The sequence below is a fragment of the Plantactinospora sp. B24E8 genome, assembly GCF_039871735.1.
Classification (GTDB): domain Bacteria; phylum Actinomycetota; class Actinomycetes; order Mycobacteriales; family Micromonosporaceae; genus Plantactinospora.
Genome location: NZ_JBDPMH010000006.1, coordinates 213,849 through 237,659 on the forward strand (window position 1 = coordinate 213,849; position 23,811 = coordinate 237,659).

At 70.9% G+C, this 23,811-nt stretch carries 21 protein-coding genes, 1 tRNA gene and 1 pseudogene; 13 read left to right on the forward strand and 10 right to left on the reverse strand.

All coding sequences use genetic code 11. The features are described 5' to 3' along the window. The 4 genes from ABGB21_RS12710 to ABGB21_RS12725 all read left to right on the forward strand — a co-directional run bounded on the left by ABGB21_RS12710 (window position 1) and on the right by ABGB21_RS12725 (window position 2,755). Window positions 1–405, forward strand: a complete 405-nt coding sequence (locus ABGB21_RS12710; RefSeq protein WP_347651583.1) for a roadblock/LC7 domain-containing protein — start codon at window positions 1–3, stop codon at window positions 403–405. A 73-nt stretch (window positions 406–478) separates the two neighbouring features. Then, complete coding sequence (locus ABGB21_RS12715) at window positions 479–850, forward strand: DUF742 domain-containing protein (RefSeq protein WP_347651584.1); 372 nt, start codon at window positions 479–481, stop codon at window positions 848–850. Further along, the gene (locus ABGB21_RS12720; protein WP_347677826.1) at window positions 831–1,484 is read left to right on the forward strand and encodes an ATP/GTP-binding protein; all 654 of its coding nucleotides are present in this window, start codon (window positions 831–833) and stop codon (window positions 1,482–1,484) included. The genes ABGB21_RS12715 and ABGB21_RS12720 overlap by 20 nt, the downstream gene beginning before the upstream one ends. Next, the gene (locus ABGB21_RS12725) at window positions 1,481–2,755 is read left to right on the forward strand and encodes a cytochrome P450 (RefSeq protein WP_347677828.1); all 1,275 of its coding nucleotides are present in this window, start codon (window positions 1,481–1,483) and stop codon (window positions 2,753–2,755) included. Before ABGB21_RS12720 ends, ABGB21_RS12725 begins: the two co-directional genes overlap by 4 nt. A gap of 53 nt (window positions 2,756–2,808) precedes the next feature. Here ABGB21_RS12725 and ABGB21_RS12730 read toward each other — a convergent pair whose 3' ends face one another. Genes ABGB21_RS12730 through ABGB21_RS12750 form a run of 5 tightly spaced genes read right to left on the reverse strand, consistent with a single transcriptional unit; the run spans window position 2,809 to window position 7,878 of the window. After that, entirely contained in the window at window positions 2,809–3,471 is a 663-nt protein-coding gene (locus tag ABGB21_RS12730) for a hypothetical protein (RefSeq protein ID WP_347651587.1), read from the reverse strand. A gap of 25 nt (window positions 3,472–3,496) precedes the next feature. Continuing rightward, on the reverse strand, window positions 3,497–4,372 hold the full coding sequence (locus ABGB21_RS12735) for a carbohydrate ABC transporter permease (RefSeq protein WP_347677830.1): 876 nt from the start codon (window positions 4,370–4,372) through the stop codon (window positions 3,497–3,499). Continuing rightward, window positions 4,372–5,346, reverse strand: a complete 975-nt coding sequence (locus tag ABGB21_RS12740; RefSeq protein ID WP_347651589.1) for a sugar ABC transporter permease — start codon at window positions 5,344–5,346, stop codon at window positions 4,372–4,374. The genes ABGB21_RS12735 and ABGB21_RS12740 overlap by 1 nt, the downstream gene beginning before the upstream one ends. Window positions 5,347–5,381: 35 nt before the next feature. Further along, the gene (locus ABGB21_RS12745; protein ID WP_347651590.1) at window positions 5,382–6,728 is read right to left on the reverse strand and encodes an ABC transporter substrate-binding protein; all 1,347 of its coding nucleotides are present in this window, start codon (window positions 6,726–6,728) and stop codon (window positions 5,382–5,384) included. A 19-nt stretch (window positions 6,729–6,747) separates the two neighbouring features. Then, window positions 6,748–7,878 carry a LacI family DNA-binding transcriptional regulator gene (locus tag ABGB21_RS12750; protein ID WP_347651591.1) on the reverse strand — a complete coding sequence of 377 codons (1,131 nt, stop codon included), beginning with the start codon at window positions 7,876–7,878 and terminating at the stop codon, window positions 6,748–6,750. A gap of 288 nt (window positions 7,879–8,166) precedes the next feature. Between ABGB21_RS12750 and ABGB21_RS12755 the strand changes: the two genes are divergently transcribed. The 6 genes from ABGB21_RS12755 (at window position 8,167) to ABGB21_RS12780 (ending at window position 16,809) form a co-directional block, all read left to right on the forward strand. Beyond that, window positions 8,167–9,495 (forward strand): Gfo/Idh/MocA family oxidoreductase, encoded by a 1,329-nt coding sequence (locus ABGB21_RS12755; RefSeq protein ID WP_347677832.1) that lies wholly within the window; start codon window positions 8,167–8,169, stop codon window positions 9,493–9,495. A gap of 91 nt (window positions 9,496–9,586) precedes the next feature. Beyond that, window positions 9,587–11,041, forward strand: a complete 1,455-nt coding sequence (uxaC, locus tag ABGB21_RS12760) for a glucuronate isomerase (RefSeq protein WP_347677834.1) — start codon at window positions 9,587–9,589, stop codon at window positions 11,039–11,041. A gap of 61 nt (window positions 11,042–11,102) precedes the next feature. Beyond that, on the forward strand, window positions 11,103–12,413 hold the full coding sequence (locus ABGB21_RS12765) for an enolase C-terminal domain-like protein (protein WP_347651594.1): 1,311 nt from the start codon (window positions 11,103–11,105) through the stop codon (window positions 12,411–12,413). Continuing rightward, window positions 12,410–13,945, forward strand: coding sequence for a mannitol dehydrogenase family protein (locus ABGB21_RS12770; protein WP_347677836.1), 1,536 nt, complete (start codon window positions 12,410–12,412; stop codon window positions 13,943–13,945). Before ABGB21_RS12765 ends, ABGB21_RS12770 begins: the two co-directional genes overlap by 4 nt. Beyond that, window positions 13,942–15,171: a Gfo/Idh/MocA family oxidoreductase gene (locus ABGB21_RS12775; RefSeq protein ID WP_347677838.1), complete on the forward strand. Its 1,230-nt coding sequence runs from the start codon at window positions 13,942–13,944 to the stop codon at window positions 15,169–15,171. The genes ABGB21_RS12770 and ABGB21_RS12775 overlap by 4 nt, the downstream gene beginning before the upstream one ends. Before the next feature lie 255 nt (window positions 15,172–15,426). Next, complete coding sequence (locus tag ABGB21_RS12780; protein WP_347651596.1) at window positions 15,427–16,809, forward strand: pectate lyase; 1,383 nt, start codon at window positions 15,427–15,429, stop codon at window positions 16,807–16,809. 182 nt (window positions 16,810–16,991) lie between these two features. Here the strand turns inward: ABGB21_RS12780 and ABGB21_RS12785 are convergent, their stop codons facing one another. Together ABGB21_RS12785 and ugpC are read right to left on the reverse strand one after the other, a co-directional pair. Then, the gene (locus ABGB21_RS12785) at window positions 16,992–18,350 is read right to left on the reverse strand and encodes a family 16 glycosylhydrolase (RefSeq protein WP_347677840.1); all 1,359 of its coding nucleotides are present in this window, start codon (window positions 18,348–18,350) and stop codon (window positions 16,992–16,994) included. A gap of 254 nt (window positions 18,351–18,604) precedes the next feature. Then, window positions 18,605–19,696, reverse strand: a complete 1,092-nt coding sequence (gene ugpC, locus ABGB21_RS12790; RefSeq protein WP_347651598.1) for a sn-glycerol-3-phosphate ABC transporter ATP-binding protein UgpC — start codon at window positions 19,694–19,696, stop codon at window positions 18,605–18,607. A gap of 324 nt (window positions 19,697–20,020) precedes the next feature. Here ugpC and ABGB21_RS12795 point away from each other — a divergent pair. Then, window positions 20,021–20,097, forward strand: a tRNA-Thr gene (locus ABGB21_RS12795). A 134-nt stretch (window positions 20,098–20,231) separates the two neighbouring features. Beyond that, the gene (locus tag ABGB21_RS12800) at window positions 20,232–20,663 is read left to right on the forward strand and encodes a helix-turn-helix transcriptional regulator (RefSeq protein ID WP_347651599.1); all 432 of its coding nucleotides are present in this window, start codon (window positions 20,232–20,234) and stop codon (window positions 20,661–20,663) included. A gap of 168 nt (window positions 20,664–20,831) precedes the next feature. Here the strand turns inward: ABGB21_RS12800 and ABGB21_RS12805 are convergent. The 3 genes and pseudogenes from ABGB21_RS12805 to ABGB21_RS12815 all read right to left on the reverse strand — a co-directional run. After that, window positions 20,832–21,017 (reverse strand): annotated as a pseudogene (locus ABGB21_RS12805) (hypothetical protein); the annotation flags it as partial. A 387-nt stretch (window positions 21,018–21,404) separates the two neighbouring features. Continuing rightward, on the reverse strand, window positions 21,405–21,713 hold the full coding sequence (locus tag ABGB21_RS12810; protein WP_347651600.1) for a hypothetical protein: 309 nt from the start codon (window positions 21,711–21,713) through the stop codon (window positions 21,405–21,407). A 3-nt stretch (window positions 21,714–21,716) separates the two neighbouring features. Beyond that, the gene (locus ABGB21_RS12815; protein ID WP_347651601.1) at window positions 21,717–22,289 is read right to left on the reverse strand and encodes a hypothetical protein; all 573 of its coding nucleotides are present in this window, start codon (window positions 22,287–22,289) and stop codon (window positions 21,717–21,719) included. Between the two features lie 274 nt (window positions 22,290–22,563). On the opposite strand from ABGB21_RS12815, the gene lhgO reads away from it, so the two are divergent. After that, the gene (gene lhgO / locus ABGB21_RS12820; RefSeq protein ID WP_347651602.1) at window positions 22,564–23,751 is read left to right on the forward strand and encodes an L-2-hydroxyglutarate oxidase; all 1,188 of its coding nucleotides are present in this window, start codon (window positions 22,564–22,566) and stop codon (window positions 23,749–23,751) included. Window positions 23,752–23,811 lie beyond the last annotated feature (60 nt).

The window sequence follows — 23,811 nt, forward strand, 5'->3', positions numbered from 1 at the left end:
ATGACGACGAAACAGGACCAGAGTTGGATGCTCGCCGAGGTCGTGGCGGTGCCGTACGTCCGACACGCCGTGGTGCTCTCCGCCGACGGCCTGGCGATGGTCTGGTCGGAGCACACCGCGCCGGACATCGCCGAACGGCTCGCCGCCGCCTGCTCCGGGCTGCAGTCCCTGGGCCGCAGTGTTGGCCGGGAGTTCGGCTCCGGTGCCCGGTCCCTGCGCCACCTGATGATCGAGTTTGACGGCGGCTACCTCTTCGTCCGCCGGGCCGGAAACGGTTCACACCTGGCGGTGGTGACCGAGGCTGCCGTCGATCCGGCGCTGATCGCGCAACAGATGCAGACCCAGGTGAACAAGATCGGCGAACGGGCTCTGGCGACGACGGCGCGGTACGGCAGCGGGTCATGACCGGGCGACGCGAGGTCGTCGGGTGGCTCGGCCGCGCCGGTGGCCGGAGCGACCGGCCGGGCGGGGAGGGCGGATGAGCGCGGCTGACCGTGCCGCCGGCCGCTACCGGGACACCGCGCTGCGGCCGTACGTGCTCACCGGGGGACGGGCCCGTCCGTCCCGGAACACCATCGGCGTCGACACGCTGCTGATCGCCACCGACCCGGCGCCCCCGCTGCCGGTCTCGGCCGGTCGACAGGAACGCGCCCTGCTCGCCATGTGCCAGGGGCTGCTCTCGCTGGTCGAGGCCGCCGCCCGGCTGGAACTGCCGGTGAGCGTCGTCCGCGTGCTCGCCAGCGACCTGGTCGACTCCGGCCACCTGACCGCGCGGGCCGGCAGTCCCCGCTCCGCGCGGCCGTCCCGGGAACTACTGCAAGAGGTGCTGAATGGTCTCCGCGCTCTCTGACCACTACCTGCCCGGTACGGTCACCAGGTCGGTGAAGATCCTGGTGGTCGGCAGCTTCGGGGTCGGCAAGACCACCCTGATCGGCTCGGTCAGCGAGATCACCCCGCTGCGCACCGAGGAGGCGATGACCCAGGTCAGCGAGGGCGTCGACGACCTCACCGGCCTGTCGGGGAAACGCACCACCACGGTGGCGATGGACTTCGGCCGGATCACCCTCAACGAGAGCGTGGCGCTCTACCTGTTCGGTACGCCGGGACAGCGGCGGTTCTGGGATCTCTGGGAGGGCCTGGCCGAGGGAGCCGCCGGCGTACTGGTCCTGGTCGACACCCGGCCCGGCCGGCTGGAGGCCAGCTTCGAGGTCTTCGACCAGTTGGAGATCGGCACCCAGATGCCGTTCGTGGTGGCGGTCAACCACTTCCCGGACACCGTGCGACACAGCGCCGAGGAACTGCGTACCGCGCTGGACCTGCTGCCGGAGACGCCGATCGTGGACTGCGACGCCCGCGACCGCGACTCGGCGCTGACCGCGTTGACCACCCTGGTCCAGCACGCGCTCGACATTGCCGCCGGCGCCTCGTCCGACGGCGCCGGCTCCGCACCGGAGGCGCCCGCCCTGCAGGAGGTGGTCTCGTGACCTCGACACCGTCGGTCGACTGCCTGACCGGTGCCCGTCGGCCGCTCGCCGAGCTGACCGGACTGACCCCGCTGGTCGCGACCACGATGTGCCCCGATCCGCAGCACGTCTACCAGCGGCTGCGTGACGAGCACGGGCCGGTCGCCCCGGTCGAACTCGAACCGGGCGTGCCCGCCTGGCTGGTCCTGGGCTACCAGGAGATCCTCACCGTCCTCCGGCAGGAGCAGGTCTTCGCCTGCGACCCGGACAACTGGTCCGCGCACCACGACGGCAGCCTGCCGGCGGAGTCGCTGCTCCGGCCGATGATGTCGCCGTACAACAACGCCTACTTCACCGACGGCGAGCGGCACCGTCGCCTCCGGGCGCCGATCGACGGCGGGATGGCCCGGATCGACCAGCGGGCGATGCGGCGCGCGGTGGCGGCGCTCTGCACCGAGGTGATCGGCTCGTTCGCCGGCCGGGGCGAGGCTGACCTGGTCGTGGACTACGCCGCCGTCGTACCCCTGCTCGCCGTCGCGGACCGGTTCGGCCTGGAACCGGAGGTCGGGCGGGAGCTGCGGATCGCGCTGATGAACTCGTTCGCCTGGGGCGCCGACGCGGAAGCCGCCCGGCGTCGGGTCATGACGATCTTCGCCGACGTGGTCGCGGCCCGCCGCGCGGCGCCGGCGGACGACCTGACGACGTTCCTGGTCCAGCACCCGAACCTACGCGACGACGCCGAGATCTTCGACACGATGATGCTGACCCTGGTCGCGGCGAACGAGAACACCGCGACCACGATCGCCCAGACGCTACGGCTGATGCTGACCGACGAACGGTTCGCCGGCCGGCTGCGCGGCGGACGGCTCGGGGTCGATGACGCGCTGGACGAGGTGCTGTGGCGGGACCCGCCGATGACCAACGCGCCGGCCCGGTACGCGCTGCGCGACACCGAGCTGGGCGGGCAGCCGATCCGCCGGGGTGACGCGTTGATCCTCGGGCTGACCGCCGCCAACGCGGACCCCCGGATCCATCCCATCGGACAGGCCTGGCTGGAGGTGGGCAACCGGGCGCACCTCTCCTGGGGCGCCGGCCCGCACGCCTGCCCGGCCCAGGTCCCGGCCCGGTTGATCGTCCGGACCGCCGTCGAGACCGCCCTGCACCTGCTGCCGGGGGTCCGGCTGGCGATCCCGGCCGACGAGGTGCCGACCGTACCGTCACCGTGGGGCCGCAGTCCGGCCGCGCTGCCGGTACGTTTCCCACCCGTCGCGCAGGAGTCCGACGAGCACTGAGCAGCCGGACAGGCGGGTCAGCGGTAGCGGACCAGCCGAACAACTGATCTCTGTCAGTCGTCCAGCGCCGGGCCGGCGATCCGGCGGGTGGCGGCGTGCAGCCCGAACAGGGTGTAGCCGAGCAGGATCGGGGTGAGCAGCGGCAGGACCAGCACGCAGAGCAGCCCGGCGAGCGTGACCACCCCGGCGGTGCCGAGCAGCACGACCGGGCGGGCCGCGACGAGCCGGGCGGCGGCGCGTACCGCTGGGAGCCAGCCCTGACCGTCGCGGCGGCCGAGCTGGACGACGGTCAGGCCGGCGAAGCCGCCGGCGGCCACGGCCAGGGCGACGGTGACCGCGACCAGTGCCGTCCCGCCGGGTACCGTCCCCCGGCCCAGGGCCAGCAGGTTGACGGCGAGGATCGCGGCGGCGATCCCGGCGACCGCCGTCGCCCCGGCGCCGGGCAGCACGGCACGGCCGAAGCCGCGCAGCGCCACCCGTACGCCGGGCCAGGAACCGGTCTCGATCCAGTGCTGCAGGGCGGCGCTGGCGGTGCCGACCGCGGCACCGGCGGTGACCACCGGCAGCGTCGCGAGGGCGGTGACGATGCCGAGCAACGCCAGGTCGCTGGCGTTGCGCAGGGTGTCCCGCCAGTCCGGTCGGTGCGCGCCCGGTGCGGGCGGCTCCTCCGGCCAGTTCGGCTGGGAGTTCCGCTGCCCGGTCGTCGGCTCGCTCATGCCCCGAGTCTGCACCCTGGTCGCCTCAGCCCTTCAACCCGCTGGTGTTGATGCCCTCGACCAGCATCCGTTGGAAGGCGACGAAGAACAGGAACACCGGCAGCAGCGACAGCACGGACATGGCGAACATCGGCCCGACCGAACTCTGTCCGGTGGAGTCGATGAACAGGGTCATCGCCACCGGCAGGGTGTAGTGGTCGAGGTCCGACAGGTAGACCAGCTGTCGGAAGAACTCGTTCCAGGTCCAGATGAACGAGAAGATCGCCGTGGTGACCAGCGCCGGTCGGCTCAACGGCAGCATGACGTGCCAGAAGGTGCGGTACGCACTCGCGCCGTCGATCTTCGCGGCCTCGTCGAGTTCGGGTGGGATGCCCCGCATGAACTGCACCATGAGGAAGACGAAGAACGCCTCGGTGGCGAGGAACTGCGGGATGAGCAGTGGCAGGTACGGCCACTCCCCACCGACCAGGCCGAACTGCTTGAAGAGGATGTACTGCGGCACGGTCAGGACGTGCTGCGGCAACAGCAGCGTTCCGATCATGATGGCGAACCAGAAGCGCCGGAACCGGAACCTCAGCCGGGCGAAGGCGTACGCGGCGACCAGGCACGACGCCGCGTTCCCCAGCACGGTGAGCAGTGCGACCATCGTGCTGTTCAGGAAGAACCGCGTGAAGCTGACATCAAAGTGCTGCCAGCCGTCGGTGTAGTTGCCCGGGGTGAACCGCTCGGGGAGCAGCCCGGTGTTACTGACGATCTCCTCCTGCGACTTGAACGACGTGCCGATCATCCAGACCAGCGGGTACAGGACGACGAGCAGGATCGCCACCAGTACGAGGGTCCGCAGCAGGCCGCGTCGACCGGTGCCGCGTGGGCCGACCGCGGCCGTTGCCTGCGCCGCCATCAGCGCTCCCCATCCGAGTAGTGCACCCAGAACCGTCCGGTGCTGAAGAAGACCGCTGTGATCAACCCGATGACCAGGAGGAAGACCCAGGCGAGCGCCGAGGCGTACCCCATCTCGTACTCGGAGAAGCCCTTGATGTAGAGGTTCAGCGTGTACATCAGGGTGGAGTCGACCGGGCCACCGGTGCCGCCGCTGAGGACAAACGCGGCGGTGAAGCCCTGGAAGCCGTTGATCGTCTCCAGCACCAGGTTGAAGAAGATGACCGGGGAGAGCATCGGCAGGGTGACGTGCCAGAACTGGCGGAACCGTCCGGCGCCGTCCACCGACGCGGCCTCGTAGAGCTCGGTCGGCACCTGCTTGAGGCCGGCCAGGAAGATCACCATGGGTGCGCCGAACTGCCAGATGGCGAGCACCATCAGGGTTTCCAGCGCCCACTCGGGGTCGTTGACCCACGGTTTGCCCTGGATGCCGAAGAGGCCGAGCAGGCTGTTGAAGGCGCCGTCGCGGTTGAACATCGCCACCCAGACGATGGCCAGGGCGACGCTGCCACCGATCAGCGACGGCAGGTAGAACAGGCCACGGAACAGCCCGACGCCCCGCCAGGCCCGGTTGAGCAGCAACGCGACCCCGAGTGCGACGGCGAGCTTGAGCGGCACGGCGATCAACGCGAAGGCGACCGTCACCCGGACCGAGTGCCAGTACGACGGGTCGGTGGTGAACATCCGTCGGTAGTTGTCGAACCCCACCCACTCGACCTCGCCCAACGGCGAGAGCACGTCGTAGTTGGTGAAGCTCAGGTAGAGCGAGAGCAGCATGGGAACTGCGGTGACGCCCATCAGGCCGATGAGCCAGGGCGACAGGAAGACGTACCCGGCCAGACCGTCGCGCGGCCGTCCGGACCGGCGCCCGCGGGCACCGGTCCGGACGGGTTTGGTGGCGCGTCTGGTCGGGTCGGGCCCCGTGATCACAGCCACGCGGGGACTCCTCTCCGAACTTCTCGCGGTCTCGGCTAGGACGCGATCGCGGTCTTGCTGAACTCGGCGAACGCGGCGCCCGCCTGAGCCGGCGTCTGCTGCCCGTAGATCACGCTCTCGGCGGCCTTCTTCAGCTCCTCCCGGATCTTGCTGTGCCCCTTGAGCGGCACCTCGGGCGAGGAGGGGCCGAACTTGGTGCCCAGCTCGTCCTGGACCTGGATCGACTGCTTCATCGCCGCGTCGGTGACGGTTTCCGCCACCGCCTTGCGGATGTCGAGGTTGGACGGGAGCCCGCGCTCGGTGCCGAGGATCTTGCCGGCCTCCGGGTCGTTGGCGAGGAAGTTGAGGACGTCGACCACCGCGTCCTTGTGCTTGGTGCCCCGGAACGCGCTGAAGTACATCGACGCGCGGGCCCACTGGGCCGAGGGGTCACCCGGGAAGGCGATGACACCGAGCTCGTCCTGGGTGCTCTTCTTCATCTCCGGCATCTGGTTGACCCAGACCCACGACGTGGCCGCCTTGCCGGTGAGCACGAGCTGCTTGGTGATGCTGGTCTCGTTGCCCTCGTGGATCACGTCCGGGGTGGGGGTGGCGCCCCGGTCCCGGGCACCCTTCCACAGCTCGAACCACTTGGTCACGTCCTCGGCCGTGAAGCCGAGGTCGCTGCCCTGGTAGAGGCCCTTGCCCTGCTGGCGCAGCCAGATCCAGAACGCCATGTAGTTGGCGCTGGCGTCCTGGGTGCCGGGGATCTTGGCGACCTTGCTGACGTTCTCCGCCCAGGCGATGTGCTCCTCCCAGCTCATCCCGGTGGTCGGCTCCGGCAGGTTGTGCTTGGCCAGCAGGCTCTTGTTGTAGACCAGGCCCTGGGTGTTCTCGCCGAACGGCAGCCCGGCGAGCTTGCCGCCGACCTTGCCGTAGTTCAGCAGGCTGGGCGGGAACTTGGAGACGTCCAGCTTGCCGTTGGTCGTGTACTCGGTCAGGTCGAGCGTGGTGTTGCGGGCGGCGTACTCGGCGAGGTAGTTGTCGTCGATCTGGAAGATGTCCGGTGCGTCGCCGCCGGCGGTCAGGGTGGCGAGCTTGTCGAAGTAACCCTGGTTGGCCTGCCAGGTCTTCTTGAAGGTGACGTTCGGGTTCTTGGCGGTGTAGAGGGCGAGGGCGTCCTCGGTCAGCTTGGCCCGTGCCTCGCCGCCCCACCAGAAGATCGACAGTTCGGTCTTGCCGTCGGATCCGCCGTCGTCGCCGCCGCAGGCCGCGGCGCCGAGGACGAGCGGGACCGCGACCAGCGCGGCGGTGAGCCGGCGGAGCAGGCCGGTTCGCCGTCCAGGGGTACGGTGGCCACGCGCGGCTCGCGCGTCGACCGTCGGGGATGAAGCGGGGTGCATGTGCGCTCACTCCTTGGCGTTAGGAGGCGACAACGTCGGGGGTGGCGGCGGCCGCGTGACCCGGGTCCGGATGGCTGTGCGGACCCGGTTCCGCTGGTGCCGCCGGCCCGGAGCGGCGCAGGGGAGCCGCCGGACCCACGCCCGTCGAGTCGCGGATGACCAGTTCGGTCTGGAGCGTTACCTGTGCGGTGGTACGACGGTCGTCGGTGGAGCCGCTCCTTCCACGCCCGGTGCGCGCGGATGCGGCGCCGTCGTGCTGGAGCAGCATGTCGACGGCCGTCCGGCCGGCGGCCGCGGTTGGCGTGGCCACCGTCGTCAATTTGGGGCGGGTGAGCCGGCTCAGCGCGATGTCGTCGATCCCGACCACGCTGATGTCCAGTGGCACCCTGAGCCCGAGTGAGTCGAGCCCTTCCATCAGGCCGATCGCCATCAGGTCGTTGTAGGTGAGCACGGCGGTGGCGCCGGTACGGCGTACCTGTTCCGCCATGCCGAGCCCGCCGTCCTCGGTGGGCGGGTTGGGGCCGAGCACGGTCAGGGTCGCCTCCGCCGCGCGGGCCGCGGCCGTCGCGGACCGGCGGATCTCCCGGCTGGTCCACGAGCCGCGCGGCCCGGCGAGCAGGGCGAGGTCGCGGTGCCCGAGCCCGGTCAGGTGCTCGATCGCGAGCCGGGCGCCCTGTCCGACGTCCATCACCACCGCCGGCAGCCCGGTCACCTGGCGGTTGATCACCACCAGCGGCACCTCGCGGCTGAGCTGCTCGATCAGGCTGTTGCTCATCCGGGGGCTGCAGAGCAGTACGCCGTCGACCTGCTTGGCCAGGGCGTGTACCAGATCCTCCTCGGTCGCGGGGTCCTCGTTGGTGTCGGCGATGAAGATGTGGTAGTCGCGCTGCCGGGCCTGGCTCTCCGCCGCCTTGATCAGGGGCGGGAAGAACGGGTTCGCGATGTCGGCGATGATCAGACCGATGTTGTGGGTACGCCCCGTGATCAGCGCCCGGGCTGCCCGGTTGGGTCGGTAGCCGAGGCTCTCGGCGCTGGCCAGCACCCGGTTGCGGGTTTCCGGGTTGACCAGGTGCGGGGCCGAGAACGTCCGCGACACGGTGGAGATGTGCACCCCGGAGGCGCGTGCGACGTCTCGAATGGTGGCTGGCACGCGAGTCCCTTCCGTGGTTGCCGGCTGGTCCGTCCGATGTGGTGTCGACAGCGTGGTGACTACGGACTGCTGTGGTCACCGTCACTGTGGTTGGCCAATTAATGCAAACGGTTGCTCAGGTGTCAACGGGCATCGGTTACGGCTGTATTGCGGTACGCAGCCGTCAGGGTGTGCCCATAGGTGCAATCCGGGACATCTACCGCAGGTTTGCCTCGACTCGTTGACGCGACCAGGGGGACCGTGGTTACTTCTGCTGCAAACCTTTGCAGTCCCTCGGAGGCAACCGGGATGTCCGGAACAGCTGGAAGGCCCCAACGATTCGCTCTGGTCGGCACGGGAGCCCGCGCCGAGATGTTCGTCCGGGCCCTGGTCCTCGACCACCCGGGCACCGCCGAACTCGTCGCCTTCGCCGACGTCAACCAGACCCGGATGAACGCCCACAACGGCTGGCTCGCCGAGCTGGGCTTCGACCCGGTGCCGACGTACCCGGCCGGCGAGTTCGAGACCATGTTGGAGAAGGAACACGTCGACGTGGTCCTGGTGACCACCGTGGACCGGACCCACGACGAGTACATCGTGACCGCGCTGCGGGCCGGCCGCGACGTGGTCACCGAGAAGCCGATGACCACCGACGTGACGCGGTGCGAGCGGATCCTGCGTACCGTGGCCGAAACCGGCCGTAAAGTTTCGGTCGCCTTCAACTACCGCTACAACCCCTTGCACGAGAAGGTCCGCGAGGTGCTCGCCGAGGGCACCATCGGCGAGGTCGGCTCGGTGCACTTCGAGTGGCTGCTCGACGTCCGGCACGGCGCCGACTACTTCCGCCGCTGGCACCGGGACAAGGCGAACTCCGGCGGCCTGATGGTGCACAAGGCCAGCCACCACTTCGACCTGGTCAACTGGTGGTTGGACGCCACTCCGGAGGAGGTCTACGCCTCCGGTCGGCTCTTCTTCTACGGCGAGAACGGCAAGCGGCACGGCTACGCCCGCGACTACGACCGGGCGCACGGCGCCCCGGAGGCCGCCGACGACCCGTTCGCGCTGCACCTCGCCGACCACCCCCGGTTGCGCGAGCTGTACCTGGAGGCGGAGGCCGAGGACGGCTACCACCGCGACCAGAACGTCTTCGCCCCCGGCGTCACCATCGAGGACGACATGTCGGTGCTGGCCCGCTACTCCACCGGCGCCACCATGACGTACCACCTCACCGCGTACGCCCCGTGGGAGGGTTACCGGGTGATGTTCAACGGCAGCAGGGGCCGGCTCGAACTGGAAGTGGTGGAGAACGACTTCGTCTCCCGGCGGGCGGCCGGCGAACTGAAGGGCGCCGCCCTGCACGGCACCGAGGCCGCCGTGGAGGAGGGGCACGCCCGACTCACCGTGCACCCCTTCTGGGAGCGGTCGCGGGAGGTGCCGGTCACCGGCTACACCCGGGGCGGACACGGCGGCGCGGACGCCCGGATGACGGCGGTGCTGTTCGGCGGGCACGTCGACCCGATGGGCCGGGCCGCCACCGCCCGGGACGGCGCCCTCGCCCTGCTCACCGGCCTGGCCGCGAACCGGTCCTTCGAAACCGGACAGCCGGTACGGGTCGCCGACCTGCTCACCGTCCCCTGATCCCTCGGCTGTTAGGAAGGGCCCCCTGTACAACAGAAAACGATAGGAAGGGGCCCTTCCTTACACCTTCGACGAGCCAAGGAGCCCGCTGGTGTCTGCCCAGTCCGACCAGCCCGACCAGTCCGACCGGCCCGACCTGCTCTTCCCGTCCGAACCAAGCCAGCGGGCGATCGCCCGTGAGCTCTACGCGCTGGTCCGGGACCGGCCGCTGATCTCGCCGCACGGGCACGTGGACCCGGGCATCCTCGCCGATGACCTGGCCTTCCCCGACCCGGCGCAGCTGATCATCGTGCCGGACCACTACGTCACCCGGATGCTGCTCAGCCAGGGCGTGTCACCGGCCGACCTGGGCGTACCGGCGGTCAACGGCGACCCGGTGGAGACCGACGGCCGGACCATCTGGCGGCGCTTCGCCGCGCACTGGTACCTGTTCCGGGGCACCCCGTCCCGGCTCTGGCTGGAGGAGACGTTCCGGAACGTCTTCGGCGTCACCACCGCGCTCTCCCCGGCCACCGCCGACGAGATCTACGACGCGATCGCGGCCCAGCTCGTCCAGCCGGAGTTCCGGCCCCGGGCACTCTTCGAACGCTTCAACATCGAGGTGCTGGCCACCACCGAGTCGCCGCTGGACGACCTCGGCCGGCACGCCAAACTCGCCGCCGACGGCTGGGGCGGGCCGGGCGGCCGGGTGATCACCAGCTTCCGGCCGGACAACGTCGTCGACATGGAGTTCGACGGCTGGGCCGACAACGTCGCCCGGCTCGGCGAGATCGCCGGCGAGGACACCGGACGGTACGCCGGCTACCTCGCCGCGCTGCGTCGGCGCCGGGAGGCGTTCATCGCCGCCGGCGCCACCTCGACCGACCACGGGCACCTGACCGCGTTGACGCTGCGGCTCGGCGACGCCGAGGCGGCCACCCTGTACGAGCGCGGCCTGCGGGGCGAGGCGACCCCGGAGGACGCCGAGGCGTTCCGGGCACACATGCTCGTCGAGTTCGCCAGGATGTCCATCGAGGACGGTCTGGTGATGCAGCTGCACCCGGGTGCGGTCCGCAACCACAACCGGTGGCTCTACCAGCGGCACGGCCGGGACGTCGGCGGCGACATTCCGCAGGCGACCGAGTACCTGCACGCGCTGACCCCGCTGCTCGACGCGTACGGCAACGATCCCCGGCTGCGGCTGGTGGTCTACACCCTCGACGAGTACACCTTCACCCGGGAACTGGCCCCGCTGGCCGGCGGCTACGCCGCGCTCTACCTCGGCGCACCCTGGTGGTTCCTGGACTCGCCGGAGGTGCTGCGCCGGTTCCGGGAGGCGGTCACCGAGACCGCCGGCTTCTACAACACCGCCGGCTTCGTCGACGACACCCGGGCGTTCTGCTCGATCCCGGTACGCCACGACGTGGCCCGGCGGATCGACGCCGGCTTCCTGGCCCGGCTCGTCGCCGAGGACCGGCTGCCGCTGGACGAGGCCGCCGAGACCATCGTCGACCTCGCGTACCACCTGCCCAAGAAGGTCTTCAAGCTCGGGAGCGACAACCAGTGAGCGCGAGGAATGAGCGAGCGCAGCGAGTGAGTCCCGCAGTCGGGAACGAAAGGTTCAACCAGTGACCGTGACCATCACCGGGATCGACGTACACGACGTGCGGTTTCCGACCGCGGCGGCCGGGGACGGCTCGGACGCGATCAACCGGGGCGACTACTCCGCCAGCTACGTCGAGTTGCGTACCGACGCGCCGGACGGGACCTTCGGTGCCGGTTTCACCTTCACCAACGGCCGGGGCAACGAACTGACCTGCGCGGCCATCCGGGCGCTGGCGCACCACGTGGTCGGGAAGACGGTCGACGAGATCGTCGCCGAGCCGGTGGCGTTCTGGCGTTCGCTCACCGCCGACGTGCAGCTGCGCTGGCTGGGGCCGGAGAAGGGCGTCATCCACATGGCGACCGGCGCGCTGGTGAACGCGGTCTGGGACCTGCGGGCCAAGCTGGCCGGGGTGCCGCTGTGGCGGCTGCTCGCCGAGATGCCGACCGAGGAACTCGTCCGCAACGTCGACTTCCACCACATCAGCGACGCGCTCACCCCGGCCGAGGCGGTTGCGATCCTCGACAAGGGGCAGGTCGGGCTCGCCGACCGGATCGCCGAACTGGACCGGGACGGCTTCCCGTCGTACACCACGTCCGTGGGTTGGCTCGGCTACCCGGACGACAAGGTCCGGGCGCTGACCCGCGAGGCGTACGCCCAGGGGTGGCGGGCGATGAAGATGAAGGTCGGCGGCCCGGTCTCCGACGACGTACGCCGGGCGCGGATCATCCGCGAGGAGATCGGCCCGGACGCGTTGCTGATGATGGACGCCAACCAGGTCTGGGACGTCGACGAGGCGATCGCCAACATGGCGCGGCTGGCCGAGTTCGACCCGTACTGGATCGAGGAGCCGACGCACGCGGACGACGTACTCGGGCATGCCCGGATCGCGAAGGCGGTGGCCGAACTCTCCGGCGGACGCTGCCGGGTCGCCACCGGCGAGGTGGCGGCGAACCGGGTCATCTTCAAGCAGCTGATGCAGGCGGAGGCGATCCGGGTCTGCCAGATCGACGCCTGCCGGATCGGCGGGGTCAACGAGGTGCTGTCGGTGATGCTGATGGCGGCGAAGTTCGGGGTGCCGATCTGCCCGCACGCTGGCGGCGTCGGCCTCTGCGAGTACGTCCAGCACCTGGCGATCTTCGACTACCTGCGGGTCGGCACCTCGCTCGACGGCCGGATGGTCGAGTACGTCGACCACCTGCACGAGCACTTCGTCGACCCGGTCCGCACCCGCGACGGGCGTTACCTGCTGCCCGAGCAGCCCGGTTACAGCTCGACGATGAAGCCGGAGTCGATCGCCGAGTACGCCTTCCCGGACGGCCCGGTATGGCGGTGACTGCCGACCCGACCGGGTCGACGGGCACCGGGTCGACGGGTGCGCCCCGGCTCAGCCTCGGCAGCCTGGCCCGGGTGCCGGTCCAGAGCCGTCCGCTGCTGCGTCCCGGCGACGTACCGGCCGGCATCGTGCACCTCGGACTGGGCGCGTTCCACCGCGCCCACCAGGCGGTCTACACGGAGGAGGCGGTCGCCGCCGCCGGTGGCGACTGGGGCATCGTCGGGGTGGCGCCCCGCAGCCTCGACACCGTACGCACGCTCGCCGACCAGGACGGCCTGTTCAGCGTCACCAGCACCTCCGGCGAGGGCAACCGGACCCGGGTGGTCGGCGCGCTGGCCGGGATCCGGCACGCCGCCGGTGACCCGGCCGGGGTGGTGGCGCTGCTCGCCGACCCGGCGATCCGGGTGGTGACCCTGACGGTGACCGAGAAGGCGTACCAGCTCGACCCGGCGACCGGGCGGCTGCGGCCGGACGACGAACTGCTCGCCGACCTGACCAGCGACCGACCGCCCCGGACGGTGCCCGGCCTGCTGGTCCGTGGCCTGCTCGCCCGGGCGGTCGCCGAGGCTGGCCCGTTGGCGCTGGTCAGCTGCGACAACCTGCCGTCGAACGGGAAGCTGCTGCACCGTCTGGTCGGTGAGGCGCTGCGGCTGGTCAGCTCCGGCGCCGGCGGCCGGTCCGAGCGGATCGCCGACTGGCTGCGGGAGAACCTGAGCTATCCCGGCACGATGGTCGACCGGATCGTGCCGGCGAGCACGCCGCAGACCCTGGCCGACGCGGAACAGGCGCTCGGGGTCGCCGACCTGGCGGCGGTGGCCGCCGAGCCGTACCGGCAGTGGGTGATCGAGGACGACTTCCCGGGCGGCCGGCCCGCCTGGGAACGGGCCGGGGCAGTGCTCACCGACGACGCCCGTCCGTGGGAGAGCCTGAAGCTGCGGACCCTGAACGGCCTGCACTCTGCCGCCGCCTACCTCGGCGCGCTCGCCGGCCGGGAGACCATCGCGGAGGCGTTGCGGATCCCGCACCTGGCCACGGTGCTGCGCCGGCTGGTCGCCGAGGACGTGGCGGCGAGTTTCCGCCCGCCGGACGGGGTCTCGGTCGTCGACTACGGCGAGGAGGTGCTGACCCGGTTCGCCAACCCGGTGATCCGGCACCGCACCATCCAGATCGCCATGGACGGTTCGCAGAAGCTGCCGCAGCGGGTGCTGCACACCATCGGTGACCTGCGGGCCGCCGGGGCCCGGCCACGCTGGGCGACGCTGGTGGTCGCGGCCTGGATGCGGTTCGTCCAGGGCCGGGCCGACGACGGTACGACGCTGCCGTTGGACGACCCGCTCGCCGGGCGGATCCGGGCGGCGCTGGCCGAGGCGAGGTCGACCCCGGAGGGGGTGGCGACCGCGTTGTTCGGGTTGACCGAGGTGTTCCCGGCGACGCTGGCCGACGACGACGAGGTCCGGGACCTGGTGGTCGAGTGGCTGACCGCCCTGGACCGGTACGGCGTGGAGAAGACTCTGGCGGGGGGTACAGCATGAGCGGCGGGAATACGGCACCCCGGGTGGCGCTGGTCGGGGCGAGCGGCCACGGCCGCTGGCACCGCCGGATCATCGCGGAACTGCAGGCCGCCGGCCGGCTCGACCTGGTCGCCCTGGTCGACGTACGGCCGGTGGAGGCGGCACCGGACGCGCCGGTCCCGCCCGGGACCGCCGTCTTCACCGACCATGTCGAGATGCTGGCGACGGTCCGGCCGGACGTGGTGGTGATCTGCACCCCGCCGCACACCCACCTGCCGATCGCGCTGGCCGCACTACGGGCCGGCGCGGATCTGCTGCTGGAGAAGCCGCCGGTGCTCTCGCTCGCCGAGCACCGGGAACTCGCCGCCGCGTTGGCCGAGACGGGCCGGGTCTGCCAGGTCGGGTTCCAGGCGCTCGGGTCGGCGGCGCTTGCCGAGTTGTCGACCGCGGTCGCCGACGGCCGGCTGGGCCGGATCACCGGGATCTCGACGGTGGCGTCCTGGCAGCGGACCGACGGCTACTACGCGCGGGCCCCGTGGGCCGGTCGGCGTACCGTGAACGGGCGGCCGGTGCTGGACGGGGTGCTGGTCAACCCGTTGGCGCACGCGGTGATGCAGTCGCTTGCCGTCGGCTCGGTCGCGGTGGCCGCCGGCCTCGTCACGCCGGCTCCGGAGGGGGTGGCGCCGGACTGGCCGGTGCAGGTCGAGCTGGAACGGTACCGGGTCCGGCCGACGATCGAGGTCGACGACACGGCCGCGCTGCGGTTGACCCTCGGCTGCGGACTGCCGGTGGTGGCGGCGGTGACGTTGGCCGGTGAGGACTTCGTCGCCGGCGAGGTGATTGTGCACGGTACGGCGGGTCGGGCGGTGTTGGAGTACCCGACGGACCGGCTGCTGCTGCCCGGTGATCCGGCGCCCCGGGAGGTGCCGGGTCGGACCGGACTGCTGGAGAACCTGCTCGACCACCGGGCCGATCCGGCCGGCGTGCCGCTGATCGCGCCGTTGGCGCGTACCGCCGGGTTCACCGCGCTGGTGGAGGTGGTCCAGGCGGCCCCGGAACCGGCGCTTGTCGACGGCGAGCGGGTGGTGGCGAGCGGGGAGGGCGCGGACCGGGTGGTCACCATCCGGGGGGTCAACGCGGTGCTGCGCCGGGCCGCCGCCGAACTGGCGCTGCTGTCGGAGTTGTCGGTGCCGTGGGCGGTCAAGCCGCACCGGGCGGTGCCGGACGGGGGTGCGGGTGGTGAATGAGGTACGGGCGTACTGCGTGACAATCGCGTACGGGCTGCAAATCGCGAGGGAATCTGACCGGTAGAAATCAGACCCAATATCTCTCTTCTCGGCAGTGCGTCGCCGGGCCGATGGCCATTGTGTCTATTCTCTGCAACATATCTGCAAACGTCGTTCATTGACTCTCCTCAGTGCTGATGCCTACCGTTCTGTGGCAAGAGGATTTCGTATTCGTTACGACAGTCCGGCAGACGGTAGACAGACGCGGAGAATGCGATGCGATCAACGAGGTGGGCCGCCGCCGTGGTCGGCAGCCTGGTCGTGCTGGCCTCCGGGGCCCTGGTGGCGCCCGGTCCCGCCGTCGCGACCGGCGGCCACGGCGGCCATTCGGACCTGGATTCGCTGTCCTGGGGAGATCGACTGCTGGGCCGGCAGACACTGTCGCCCCGTGACGGGTGGGCCGCCGCCGGGCCCGGCACCACCGGCGGATCCGGCGCCACGTCCGACCAGGTGCACGTGGTTACCACCCGGACCGGGCTGGTCGACGCGCTGGGCGGTGACAACGCCACCAACCGGAGCAACGCCACCCACAAAATCATCTACGTCCGGGGACTCGTCGACGGTTTCGAGGGCCCGGACGGGCGACTGTTGGGCTGCGCCGACCTGGCCGATCCGGAGTACACGCTGGACGCGTACCTGGCCGCGTACGACCCGACGACCTGGGGCCGGGTCAACCCGTCCGGCCCGCTGGAGGAGGCCCGGGTCCGGTCGGTGGCGAACCAGACCCGGCAGACCCAGATCAACGTCGGCCCGAACACCACAATCGTCGGACTGCGCGGGGCGGTGCTGCGCGGACTGACCCTGATGGTCGACGGTGCCGACAACGTCATCGTCCGCAACCTGCACCTCGCCGACGCCCGGGACTGTTTCCCGGCCTGGTCGCCGACGGACGGGGAGGCGGGGAACTGGAACTCCCAGTTCGACCTGATGTCGGTACGCCGCAGCGAGAACGTCTGGGTCGACCACAACACGTTCACCGACGGCGACAACCCGGACAGCGGCCTGCCGGTCCACTTCGGACGCCCGTACATGGTGCACGACGGCTCGCTGGACATCACCCACACCGCCAGCCTGGTGACGGCCTCGTACAACAGGTTCGTGGCCCGGGACAAGGTGATGCTGATCGGGTCGTCGAACACGGTCGGCCCGGATGTCGGCCGGCTGAACGTGACCCTGCACCACAACCTCTTCGACGGCACGATGCAGCGGCTGCCCCGGGTACGGTTCGGCCAGGTCGACATCTACAACAACGCCTACCGGCTGGCCGGCGACGGCTTCGGCTACGCGCTGGGTGTCGGGGTCCGGTCGGCGATCGTCGCCGAGCACAACCACTTCACCCTCGACGACGGGATCAACGCGGCGGACCTGCTCCACGACTGGGGTGGCACCGCGCTGACCGAGCACGGCAACTGGGTGCGTACCGGTAAGCGGCCGGCCCGTCCGGTCAGCCTGCTCGCCGCGTACAACGCCGAACACGACCCCGACCTGGGCGCGGACGCCGGCTGGCGGCCGACGCTGCGGGCCGGGCCGGTGCTGCCGGCTCCGCTGGTGCCGCTGGTCGTGCAGACCCTCGCCGGCGCCGGTCGACTGCTGGTCTGATCCCCGGCCCGCGCCCGTCGTGCGCGGTGCGGCCACGTCAACGGACCGGCGCGGTGTCACCCCTCGGGGCGGCACCGCGCCGACCTGTCGTCCCCGATGACGGTCCGCGTCGGTCGTGGTCCGGCACGCCTACCGGTCACCGCACCCGGCCCGCTTGCCGGGCATTGCTCAGTTCCGGCGGGTCAGGACGTCCGCTGGTAGACCCGGATGTAGTCGACCTGGAAGTCGGCCGGCAACACGGTGGTCGCGTCCGGATCACCCAGCCAGCCGCCGACCTGGAAGTTCAACCGCAGGTGGTACGGCTTGTGGAAGACCTCGTCGAACCACGGCGTGGTGGCCGGGGTCCGTTCCCAGACCTGTACCCCGTCGACGTACCAGCGGATGGCGTCCGGCTCCCACTCCGTGGTGTAGGTGTGGAAACCGTCGGCCGGGTGACCGGTCGGCATGGCGTACCGGTGGTCCTGCTTGACCTGCGGCTGGTAGCTGTAGAAGATCGCCTGGACGGGAGTCCGGTAGTACTGCGCGCCGCCCTGCAGCTCGACCACGTCGATCTCACCGTTGCCGCCGGTCTGCGGACGCATCCAGAACGCCGGCCACAGCCCCTTCGAGTTGGTCGGACCGGTCGGCGACTTGGCCCGCATCTCGAAGCGCCCGTAGGTGAAGGTCTGGTTCGTCTTGTCGGTCGCCAGGTAGGCCGTCGTGTACTGCTTCGTACCGCCGCCACCGCAGGCGTACTGCTCCTTGCGGACCCGCAGCGTCAGGTTGCCGCCGGAGACGAAGACGTTCTCCGGACGGTTGGTGATGCAGGGCAGGTCGTAGTCGGTGTAGGCGTTGTTGCGGGCGTCCCACTTCGCGGTGTCCAGGGCGGTTTCGTTGAACTCGTCCGACCAGACCAGCTGCCAGGGGTCGACGGCGGTGTCGTAGCTGACGACCAGCCGTGGCCGGATCGAGGTCGTCTGGTGCTCCCGGGAGGGCCAGTACACCCGGTTGTTGTACGTCGACTGGCGCAGTGCGAACGTGTAGTCGCCGTTGCCGGTCACCGCCGTCGAGACGTCCCAGCTGTTGTATCCGACGGCCACGCTGGCCCGGGTCGCCAGAGCGGCGCCCAGGGTCGGCCGGTTCGCCCAGGTGCCGGGGCCGGCCGCGCTGCCGGTCGCCCGGTGGACGGTGGTGCCGGCCGAGAACGCCTGCCAGGAGTAGAGCTCCAGGGCGGCGCGGATGTTCGTCGCGTTGGCGGGCAGGCCCTGCACGGTGAACGCCAGCGCCGGCTGCCGTTCCCCGTTCGGATTGCCCTCACAGGACTGCGGGCACGACGCCAGGGTCGTCTTGACCCCGTTGTCGCCGTCGGCGCTGACGGGGGTGTAGGTGGTGTCGGCGGTGGCGCCGAAGGTCGCGGTCGTCGCCGCCGCGGCGGCGGAGCCGCTGGCCTGTCGGGTGTTCGTCTGGTCGGCCCGAGCGGGCCCGGTCGCGCTGGACAGCAGCACTGTCACCATGGTCGTCGCGGCCAGGCCGCCGACCGACCATCCCCGTGTGGTACGCACGTCGGTTTCCTTCCGATCGCCGGAGCGTTCGTCGCCCCGGTTGATCGACAACCGTAACGGCGGATCGGTGTCCCGTGGGGGCGAAGATCGGCCCCGGCGGCCGGTGCGCGGCATCCGGTCCGGTCGATCCGGCAGAACCGGAGGTCGCGGCGGGCCGGCGATCGAGGACTGTCAAGGTCGAGAAAGGGTAACGGGGCGGCCGCCTCGGTGGAGGCGACCGCCCCGTCAGGGCGCTCGGTTCAGCCGTACCGGAGTCAGATCCGGTTCTTGGTCGCGGCGTGGAACGCGTGGTGGCGGCCGGTACGCGGCTTCACGTACACGGTCTCGCCCATGTTCGGCATGCTCCGGCGGTCGGTGCGGACCACGAACCGCTCGGAGACGCCGTCGATGGTGGCGTGGCCGTAGATGTTGGCGTCCGAGCCGAGGTCCTCGACCAGCTCGACGACCACCGCCAGGCCGCCCTCGCTCTGCGACACCAGGTCGCAGTCCTCGGGACGGAAGCCGACGACAACCTTGCCGTTGCCGCCTTCCGCCTGGGCGGCGGCGACCTGCTCGCGGCTGAGCGGCACGGTCAGGTCGGCGAAGACAGCGCCCGCGTCGGTCAGCGGGACGGTCTTGATGTTCATCGCCGGCGAGCCCATGAAGCCGGCGACGAAGACGTTGGACGGGCTGTCGTACAGCGCACGCGGGGTGTCCACCTGCTGGAGCACGCCGTCGAGCATGACCGCCACCCGGTGGCCCATGGTCATCGCCTCGACCTGGTCGTGGGTGACGTAGACCGTGGTGACGCCGAGCTTGGCCTGCAGGGTTGCGATCTGGGTACGGGTCTGCACCCGGAGCTTGGCGTCCAGGTTGGACAGCGGCTCGTCCATCAGGAAGACCTGCGGCTCGCGGACGATCGCCCGGCCCATCGCGACCCGCTGACGCTGACCACCGGAGAGCGCCTTCGGCTTGCGGCCGAGGTACTCCTCGAGCTGGAGCAGGGCCGCCGCCTCCTTGACCCGCCGGTCGATCTCCGACTTCGAGGTCTTACGGAGCTTGAGCGCGAACGCCATGTTCTCGTAGACGGTCATGTGCGGGTAGAGCGCGTAGTTCTGGAAGACCATCGCGATGTCCCGGGCCTTCGGCGGCAGGTGGGTGACGTCGCGGGTGTCGATGAAGATCGAGCCGTCGTCGACGTCCTCCAGACCGGCGAGCATCCGGAGGCTGGTGGACTTACCGCAACCGGAGGGGCCGACCAGGACGAGGAACTCGCCGTCGCCGATCTCCAGATCGAGGTGGTCGACCGCGGGGCGCGGGGTGCCCGGGTAGATCCGGGTGGCCTTCGCGTAGGTGACCGTAGCCATGGTGTAGCGCTTCCTTTCACCGGCAGGAACGTGCCGGACGATCCGAGTGAAGGAGCGACCGGTACGTTGCCGTACCGGCCCTGCGGCGACGTCCCGGGCGGCTGTGGGCAGCCCCTGGTTGTCATCCGCGTCACGCCACGGTAAACGGGTTTTTCTCACATGCCAAGGTCAGTGCCCCCATTGGGAGCTAGCCGACGCCACATTTCGGGCATCTGGGGATGCTGTGTCGCCAACCGTCGCCAGGTTTTGCGGAACCCGGGCTGTCGGAATCGGTGCCGGACGTGGTACGAGGCGATCAGTGGCTATGCTGACCACGGACAGCGCGCCCCTGTAGCTCAGTTGGCCAGAGCACTCGCCTTGTAAGCGAGTGGTCGTCGGTTCGAGTCCGACCGGGGGCTCCAGCAATCTCCCCGCCATGCGGATGGAAAAGCTGTCGGGGGTTCGTCGCACATGTTCCCCCGCTGTTCCTGCCAGTGCCTCTTGAGTAACCTTGGCTCGCCGGAACAGACCACGATCCACATCGAACGGGGAGCCAGTGACCGATCAGGCGGCGGCCCGCCGGATTCGTCTCGGCCAGCTCGTCCGGCAGGCGCGGCACCAGGCGGGGGAGACCATCGAGGGGCTCGCGGCGCGGGCGAAGATGAGCCCGGTCACCTGGCGCAACGTCGAATCCGGGGCGCGGGTGAAGGTGTTCTCGCTCGGCAAGGTCGAGAAGGTGCTCGGCTGGCAGCCCGGCACGATCGAGGACTACCTGGCGACCGGCGAGGAGCCCGGCGGGTCGGGGCGGTCCGAGGAACTCATCGACTGGGTACTGGCGCTCGACCGGCCGGACAGCCTCAAGGTCATCATTATCAGGGCATTGCGGCAGGGTGGCGACCCGATCGACGCGGTGCTGCAGGGTACGGCGTCGCCGGCGGAGAAGGTCGCGGCGATCGAGACCCTGCGTGCGGGCAGCGCCCGCCGGTAGCGGACCCGGCCGCGCTGCGGTGCGATGTGGTTCCGGGTCTCCAGTCGAGTCGGCCGGGCCTGTTCAGTCGGCCGGGTCGTCGACGGCGGTGACGCAGGCGGCGATCTCCTCCGGACCCTCGGTCGTCACCACGACCAGCGTGCGCAACGTCGTACCCGTGGGGCAGTCCGGCCCCGGCGGACCGGGATCCCCCGGCGGACCGGACCCACCTGCCGGGCCCGGTGGTCCCTCCGGCCCGGACGGCCCCGGCGGCCCGGACGGGCCCTCCGCCCCGGTCCCGCCGGGCGCACCCGGATCGCCGTTCGCTCCGGGTGGTCCGGCCGGCCCCGGCGGCCCGGTCGCCCCGGGACGCCCGTCGCGTCCGTCCAGCCCGGGTACCCCCGGCGGGCCGGGTGGCCCCGCCGGCCCGGCCGGGCCCCGCTCGCCCCGCAGGTTCGCCGGATCCACCACGCACTCCCCGCCGAGCTGCCGTACCTGCTGGCAGAGCTGTTCGGCGCCGGAGACGGCGCTGTCCGCGCGCTGCTGTTCGCTCGCCGCCTGTCGACCCAGGCTCGCCCAACCCCAGCCGCCGGCGGCGGCGAGCAACGCGGTCGCCACCACCACGATGATCAAGCGGCGTCGGACCCGCTGGTCCATCCGGCGCCGGAACTCCACCGTGTCATCGCTGACCGCGCGCTCCGCCTCGGTCATCGCCGCACCCCCGTCGGGGCCGCCGACCGCGTCGGGCCGGCGGCCGGAGACTCAGGCCAGGTTGTCCGGGCGGTACCGGGCGATCTCACGTTCGAGCAGGGCGAGCCGGTCCTCGGCCGCGCGGCGGGCCCGGCGGGCCTCGTCGACGGCCAGTTGCAACGCCTCGGCCCGCTGCTCGGCGGCGTCGGTACGCCGGGCGGCGTCGTCCGCGCGCTTCTCCGCCCGGTCGATCGCCTCCTGGTACTCCTTGCGGTCGGCGCGGTTGGCGTTGAGCAGGTACGCGACGACCGTGACGAGCAGGCCGCCGACGCCGACGGCTCCGAACCCGCCGGCCGGCAGCAGAGATGCCAGTTCGCCCACACGTCAACTCGCCGGGGTGCCCAGCTTCGCCGCCAGTTCCGCCGCCCGGTCCCCGAACGCGGTCTTGAGCGCCTCCGCGACGCTGTCCAGGTTCCGGGCCCCGAGGCCGGAGAGTACGCCGTCGATGATCGCCTGTTCGTCGGTCGGGTCCCGGCCCATCGCGTCAAGCAGTGCCGCCTGGCTCACGGTCAGCTGCTGCACCCGGGACAGCAACTGCTGGATGCCGGAGTCGACCAGCACCTTCGTCTTGGTACGGGTGGCGATCTTGTCTATCGTCGCGTCGTCCACGTCTTCCTCCCTCGGGGGGTGAAGTCGACTCCGGCGATGTGCCGGGCCTGGGTCGCGGTCAGGCCGGTCTGCACCGTGTACGTCCGGGGACGTGGCGTACCGGGACTTGAGGATCCATTCCTGGGAGCGGTGGGCGCCGCGCAGGTGGTTGTTGTCGCCCTTGGTGCCGAAGGCGCCCCGGGGCCGTCCGGTACGTCGGCACAGTTCGGCGCCGAGCCAGGCGAGTTCGGGCGTGGTCAGCTCCCGTCCCCACCAGGTCTCCGCCTGGAGCTGGGCATAGGTCGGCATCGGACCTCCCGGGCACACGAATAATTTTCTCAATTTGGGGCGATCCAGGCAGTATTGATACTCGTGCTGTTCCCCGCCCCTGGGGAGCGGCCAGTCGGCAACCCGACAGTGCCATCCCCGCCGGGCCGAGAAACCGGCTGTGACCAGGCAATACGTCTCGTGTCCGGGGTCGGCGGACCAGCCGCCCGACCGGCCCGGGCGCCGCCCGCAGGCGCCACGACGATGGATCCGTCGCTCTACGATCGGCGTCTACCTGACCGGCCGGGGGAACGCGGTGACCAGATACCTGATCGTGGGCGGCGGCATCGTCGGCCTGGCGGTGGCACACCGGCTCCGACTCGACCGCCCGGGCGACCAGGTCACCGTGCTGGAGAAGGAAGCCGGCTGGGCGGTCCACCAGACCGGACACAACTCCGGGGTGATCCACGCCGGCGTCTACTACCGACCGGGCAGCCTCAAGGCGACCCTGTGCCGGGCCGGCAGCGCCTCGATGGTGCGGTTCTGCGCCGAGCAGGAACTGCCGTACGCCACCTGCGGCAAACTCATCGTCGCGACCGAGTCGACCGAACTGCCCCGACTGCACGAACTCCACCAGCGGGCCGTCGCCAACGGACTGCCGGTCACCCTGGTCGACGCCGCCGAGGCGAACGAGTACGAGCCACACGTGGCCGCCGTCGCCGCGCTGCGGGTCGCCTCGACCGGGATCGTCGACTTCGGTGCGGTCTGCCGGAGACTCGCGGACCTGCTCGCCCTCGGCGGCGCCGACCTGCGGCCCAGCACCCGGGTCACCGGAATCCACACCACCGGCGGCGAGGTACGGGTCACCACCGAGGCGGGAGAACTGACCGGCGACGTGCTGGTCAACTGTGCCGGGCTGCACGCCGACCGGGTGGCCCGGCTGGCCGGACTCGACCCACCGGTCCGGATCGTGCCGTTCCGGGGCGAGTACCACGAACTCGTCCCGGCCCGCCGGGACCTCGTCCGCGGGCTGATCTACCCGGTGCCCGACCCGCAGTTCCCGTTCCTCGGCGTACACCTGACCCGGATGATCGACGGCACGGTGCACGCCGGGCCGAACGCCGTACTCGCCACCGCCCGGGAGGGCTACTCCTGGCTCCGGGTCAACCCGCGCGACCTCTGGGACCAGGTCAGCTATCCGGGCCTCTGGGCACTGGCCCGCCGACACCACCGGTACGGGTGGACCGAGGTGGCCCGGTCGCTGTCCCGCCGCCGCTTCGCCGCCAGCCTCGCCCGGCTCGTCCCCGCACTGACCGAGGCCGACATCGTCCCGGCCGGATCCGGGGTACGTGCCCAGGCGATCCGCCCGGACGGCAGCCTGGTCGACGACTTCCTCATCGTCGAGGCGCAGCGGCAGGTGCACGTCCTGAACGCGCCGTCGCCGGCCGCCACCAGTTCGTTCGAGATCGCCCGGCACATCGTCGCCCGGCTGCCGAAGGGCTGACCCGGCCGTCAGCCCAGTGATCCATCTGGGTACTTCACTACATCGGGTGATGGTCGGCGG

Bases quoted from the DNA above. Each gene is read 5' to 3' on its own strand.
- ugpC (WP_347651598.1), bottom strand. From the start codon at position 19,696: ATGGCTACGGTCACCTACGCGAAGGCCACCCGGATCTACCCGGGCACC.
- ABGB21_RS12755 (WP_347677832.1), top strand. From the start codon at position 8,167: ATGTCCGGAACAGCTGGAAGGCCCCAACGATTCGCTCTGGTCGGCACG.
- ABGB21_RS12710 (WP_347651583.1), top strand. From the start codon at position 1: ATGACGACGAAACAGGACCAGAGTTGGATGCTCGCCGAGGTCGTGGCG.
- ABGB21_RS12780 (WP_347651596.1), top strand. From the start codon at position 15,427: ATGCGATCAACGAGGTGGGCCGCCGCCGTGGTCGGCAGCCTGGTCGTG.
- ABGB21_RS12730 (WP_347651587.1), bottom strand. From the start codon at position 3,471: ATGAGCGAGCCGACGACCGGGCAGCGGAACTCCCAGCCGAACTGGCCG.
- ABGB21_RS12775 (WP_347677838.1), top strand. From the start codon at position 13,942: ATGAGCGGCGGGAATACGGCACCCCGGGTGGCGCTGGTCGGGGCGAGC.
- ABGB21_RS12735 (WP_347677830.1), bottom strand. From the start codon at position 4,372: ATGGCGGCGCAGGCAACGGCCGCGGTCGGCCCACGCGGCACCGGTCGA.
- ABGB21_RS12745 (WP_347651590.1), bottom strand. From the start codon at position 6,728: ATGCACCCCGCTTCATCCCCGACGGTCGACGCGCGAGCCGCGCGTGGC.
- ABGB21_RS12720 (WP_347677826.1), top strand. From the start codon at position 831: ATGGTCTCCGCGCTCTCTGACCACTACCTGCCCGGTACGGTCACCAGG.
- ABGB21_RS12715 (WP_347651584.1), top strand. From the start codon at position 479: ATGAGCGCGGCTGACCGTGCCGCCGGCCGCTACCGGGACACCGCGCTG.
- ABGB21_RS12815 (WP_347651601.1), bottom strand. From the start codon at position 22,289: ATGCCGACCTATGCCCAGCTCCAGGCGGAGACCTGGTGGGGACGGGAG.